A 4,690-nucleotide genomic window follows, 5' to 3' on the forward strand; every position below is an offset into this window, starting at 1 on the left:
CAGTTGCGGATTCGGTAACTCATGGGCTAGCAGTTTTTGGTGGTACATAAACTCTAGCTCACACCCTATCTGCAGCACCTTTTCATGCAACAACGCCGGTTTTATGGGAAACATCTTTTTAACCCATGATGAGATCCCTGCAAGCACCCAGACCATTAATCGAACATTTGAGACGCTCGATCTGCCAACCTTATTTCAACGGCTGCAAAAACTTTGCCTTAGTGACTATACCTACAGCCAGGCCTTAGACATATTCCAAGGTTTTCTCAGGGAATTACAGCGAGCACAGGAATCGCACAGAGGTTTTATGACGATTGGCATGCTGATGTCTCAGGAAAAAATAAGATGTTAATTTTCGGCACTTCCATACCGTGTCGAAAAACACTTGGCTGATATGTCAGCAGCAATGACATAAGAAGAATCAAAAGTCAGTATCTGAAAGTCTTTGTTCTCCTCAACCCATCCTCTATTCCTGTCATACCATTGTGGTAAGGCAGAGATATAAGCAGAATAGTCTATCCCCATATCATCCAAAATGACTTGATAGTCTAAGATCAGAGTTTCTGGAGCTTGGGCAATGACATTACCACCTCTCAACAACTGATCTTTGCTGATCTTGAAAGGCATCCAAGTCCCTACTCGTCCTTGATGGATGCAATACAAACGACCAAGCAAGCAGTTTGCTTCAGCCTCTTCCAGAGGATTAGGAATCACCACAGACTTTATGGGTTGCTGATAACACAATAAAAGACAATGCTCTTGCAAAAGATTGATCTGTTGTGTATATCCCCATGAGATTGAATTTGCTTGAACTTGTTCTAAATCCAAGCGCCAATACTCAGTCATTTCTACTCCAGGCACCGACAAAATAGCCATTTGTAGCCTCAATGCTATGTTCAGATGCCCCTGCCCTTTTCTCTGTTGAACAGACAAGATCTCTATAAATCCTGTGTCACAAAAGTCTTGCGTATTGATGGTGTCGAAAAAAGTCTCTAGCATTTCAACTCAAATTTCAGACTCATCTTAACTGTCACAAGAAATTTTATTCAACCTGAAGGATAGGACTTTCCCGAGAATGGCAGTCTTCTCTAACAAAGTGGAACAGTTAGTTATTTAGAACTATCCTTGAACCCATAAAGCTTGTAACTTTGATATCAAATGCTTTTTAACAAAATTGCTCATCCATCTCACAAGATATAGGCTACAACGATACACGAAACAGGCAAGTATTGATCACGGGTGGTACAGGCGGATTAGGACTGGGTGTGACGCTAAAAGTTCTAACCACCGGGGCAGAAGTGACGCTGCCTTATATTGCTGAATTAGAAGCAGAGCGATTAAGCATATCCTCTCACCCGCAGAATTAGTCAGAACCCATTTTGTACCTACTGATCTGGGTAAAGAAGCCTCGGTCGCAGAACTCGTGGAAGGCATGGTTCGAGTAGATGCATTGATTCACCTAGTCAGTGGGTTTTCAATGGGGCAAAATCCATCGACTAGGCTTTTGATGACTGGCAGCGAGATTTGAATCTAAACCTGAACACCACTTTTCGGTTTACAAACATAGCCTCAAACAGATGTTGCAGCATAACTATGGGCCGGATCGTCACAAAGATCCTTGGTTTATCATGACGAGTCTGCCAACGCTGGAGCCGGCTCTCTCGCTCTATGCCCGCCGATGGGGAATAGAGATGATGTTCAAAGATTGCAAAAGTGGGGGATACAATCTCGAACAAACGAAAGTCAATGATGCTCGTTTTCTGGCGTTGCTCAATGATGGGATGATTTTAAATGTCGCCATATCTTGAAAGCATTTTTGTAAAAGGGATTCAGGACACTGATGGAATTGTAATCATCCCGCCATTGAGCAATGCCCGTTTTCTAGCTCTTGTCCTGGTGATGACGATGGCTTATTGTTTGGCGACGGTCGCTGGCCATGGACTGAGAAAATTGAACGTCAACCATTATGTCGCTCGGCTGAATGAGCACTGTCGTCAGAGACCTCAGCATAGTGATTTTGGAACGGCGTTGTGTGGACATTTATGGTGTTGTACCATGGAAGACTGGACTCAATTAGCAGATGAGTTGATGCAACAAAAACCCCCATAAACGACTCAATTATCAAAGAAGAATGAAGGCGCTATCTCTGATTCAGACTACGTTGTAAGTCCCTTGTCATCCCCAAAGGCTTGGGAGATATGGGCATGGCTGGAACGCAACTTATCATCATAAGTGGTTAAGAAAAGGAGCACCTTGGTTTAATCTGAAGCAACGACCAAAGGAGTGGAATCTAAAGGAGCAGTTAAGTCATATTATTCTCGATTGGAATGCGCCATAATTAAAATCGGCTCAATTAGTGTTTACCAAGCCTTGATGCAGCTTGAATGGGATGAAGCCAAGAACCTTGAGAATATTCGCAAGCACCAAATTGATTTTGTCGACGTTTCTGAAATCTTTGACGGTGCAATGCTTGTTGAGCTTGATGATCGCATTGATTACGGTGAGGAGCGCTGGGTCGGCATCGGATTTTTACGAAACGGCGTAGCGGTTGTCGTTTGGACAGAACGGCAAGATGATGTCATCCGAATTATTTCAGCACGAAAGGCAAATCGATATGAACGCAAACGATTCAAACAATACCTCACGTACTAATTGGGCTGCACTAGAGGCAATGCCCGACGAAGAAATTGATTACTCTGACATTCCTCCTTTAACAGAAGATTTCTTTGAAAAAGCTACGTTGTAAGTTCCGACAACCCAAGCCCATAATTTAATTCAGCTTGATCCTGATGTAATGACATGGTTTCAGGCTAAGGGAGTAGAGTATAGAACCCTTATTAACTCAGTATTACGCCAATATATGGAGAAAAATAGCAATCAGCAAGCCAGCTAACACTGCGTTGCAATGGTGGAGAATAAACTAGTCAATTAGAGTCCAAAGTTACTGCCGCCGTTGAGCTTCACTGTTATCATGCTACGCACCCAGATTAGCTTATCTGAAGAAGAATATCAGGCTGTGAAACAAGCAGCTGACCTGTTAAGTATTTTTCTAGCAGAGCTTTTACGGCGCTTTTGCGTAATGTATTGCCAGTTGATGATTCACAACCTTGAATGAACTATACAGGTATGGTCGAATCAAGGGATACCCAAAGCAGTCAATCAATAGATGACATGCTGATGTCTACTTTGAAATCTAAGACACAAACTGATTGTCCATAGAGGCAACGCAGAATAAGAGGCAGCCGTTGCGAGTGGCAGGTTGATGAATGGTATCTGCTACAGACACGATGCGATCGCCCTTCTGATACACCTGGTCATCCACCACCAAATCGCCAGCTAGAACCAAAATTTCTTCCCCAGCGGCATGATGATGCTTGGGGAAAAGCCCCCCTTGATCGGACTTGACAAAGAAAGCTAGCTCTCGGTGAAGGGTATTGGTTTGGTAGACTGCATGTTGAAACTCACCTGGCCCCTCTAAGTCCTGCCATTGCAGCTGATTGGATAGGGCAATTAACTCCTCAATGGGCTGAGAGATGAGCGCGTATAGCTCAGCGGATTGGAGAGTGGTGGCGTCAATCCGTTGAAATAGCCGCTCCTTTAGTTTGGGAGATATGGGCATGGCAGGAACGCTGTATGCGATCGCAGAGACCGCATCTTCAAATCCAGCAATTTCTGCATCCAGTTCATCCGCTGAAAAGGACTCGGCTGGTGGATCGTCCTCGTCCAACGCACCCAGCGCCGATAAGGCCGCCCAGTTGGAAAGCTCTTCAGGATTGGGTTGTGGGGCTGAGTGATTCATAGCTACATCTTAGCCTGTGGGTTGTGGGGATATTTAATCGAAGGACTGAAGCAGGTTCATCTCTGACCCTGGTTATGCTGAGATGAGTTGATGAAAAAGCCTATACCAGTATTACGTTCTCAAAATGACTTTGGATCTGTCTATGGGTAGATTTCTCGCGTTTTTTTCTCCTCAAGGTTGATCAAGAATGCCGCGCAATTTACTTAAACCCAGTCGAATTCGGGTTTTGACAGTGCCGAGAGACAGGCCAGTTTGTTTGGCAATTTCTGATTGGGATAACCCTTGGAAATAGGCCAGCTCAATGACTTGTTGCTGTTCCGGTGGAATTTGGGCCATGGCGACTTGGACGAGATCTCGCCGTTCTTGAATCAGGGCATGTTCTTCGGGTAAGGCCATTTTGGTATCGGACTCGATGGGGGCATTCACCGTGGACGCTTCTACGACCTTGGCTTGGCGCTGCCGTTTGCGCAGGCGATCTAAGGTGCGGCTACGGGCCTGCATAAATAGCCAACTATCGACTCGACTACGACTGCGATCATATTTAAAGGCGGTGCGCCAGACTTGATCGAATACATCCAAGACCACTTCTTCGGCTTCTTCGACGGACCCCAGCATTTTGTATGCGATCGCATAAATGATGCCTGCATATCGGTCATACAACATCGATAGTGCGGCTTGATTTTGTTCAGCCACTTGGTGGATTAAAACCAAGTCCTCACTAGTGTTTTGGACGGTCATTCCCGATTTAAACTCACGTGATTCCAACAAATTTTTCGAGAAACAGATCCAATCACCAACCCCTAGCGTATACCCCTACAGATTGCTGAATGAAAGGAAGTTGACGGCGAAGTCTGCCCGAGGGCGGACAAGCTTCTGCTGCCCATTATCAGT

The 4,690-nt window shown here is 45.0% G+C and carries 5 protein-coding genes and 3 pseudogenes; 5 read left to right on the forward strand and 3 right to left on the reverse strand.

Annotation, left to right across the window (positions count from 1 at the left end):
- Positions 1-348: 348 nt before the first annotated feature.
- Entirely contained in the window at positions 349-828 is a 480-nt protein-coding gene (locus tag Q0991_RS14770; protein WP_299489534.1) for a hypothetical protein, read from the reverse strand.
- 401 nt (positions 829-1,229) lie between these two features.
- Between Q0991_RS14770 and Q0991_RS14775 the strand changes: the two genes are divergently transcribed.
- The 5 genes and pseudogenes from Q0991_RS14775 (at position 1,230) to Q0991_RS25190 (ending at position 2,893) form a co-directional block, all read left to right on the forward strand.
- Positions 1,230-1,367 (forward strand): hypothetical protein, encoded by a 138-nt coding sequence (locus Q0991_RS14775; RefSeq protein ID WP_299489535.1) that lies wholly within the window; start codon positions 1,230-1,232, stop codon positions 1,365-1,367.
- A gap of 243 nt (positions 1,368-1,610) precedes the next feature.
- Positions 1,611-1,799 (forward strand): annotated as a pseudogene (locus tag Q0991_RS14780) (hypothetical protein); the annotation flags it as partial.
- Positions 1,800-1,863: 64 nt separating this feature from the next.
- Positions 1,864-2,167: pseudogene (locus tag Q0991_RS14785) on the forward strand (IS4 family transposase); the annotation flags it as partial.
- A 206-nt stretch (positions 2,168-2,373) separates the two neighbouring features.
- Positions 2,374-2,652 carry a BrnT family toxin gene (locus Q0991_RS14790; protein ID WP_299489540.1) on the forward strand — a complete coding sequence of 93 codons (279 nt, stop codon included), beginning with the start codon at positions 2,374-2,376 and terminating at the stop codon, positions 2,650-2,652.
- A pseudogene (locus Q0991_RS25190) lies at positions 2,615-2,893 on the forward strand (BrnA antitoxin family protein). Before Q0991_RS14790 ends, Q0991_RS25190 begins: the two are co-directional and overlap by 38 nt.
- A 300-nt stretch (positions 2,894-3,193) precedes the next feature.
- Here Q0991_RS25190 and Q0991_RS14800 read toward each other — a convergent pair.
- Positions 3,194-3,799 (reverse strand): cupin domain-containing protein, encoded by a 606-nt coding sequence (locus tag Q0991_RS14800; protein ID WP_299489536.1) that lies wholly within the window; start codon positions 3,797-3,799, stop codon positions 3,194-3,196.
- A 171-nt stretch (positions 3,800-3,970) separates the two neighbouring features.
- A complete protein-coding gene (locus Q0991_RS14805; protein ID WP_299489538.1) occupies positions 3,971-4,537 on the reverse strand; it encodes a sigma-70 family RNA polymerase sigma factor in 567 nt (188 codons plus the stop codon).
- Between the last annotated feature and the right edge of the window lie 153 nt (positions 4,538-4,690).

The organism is Acaryochloris sp. IP29b_bin.137 (genome assembly GCF_028285745.1).
In the GTDB taxonomy this organism is placed as follows: Bacteria; Cyanobacteriota; Cyanobacteriia; order Thermosynechococcales; family Thermosynechococcaceae; genus Acaryochloris.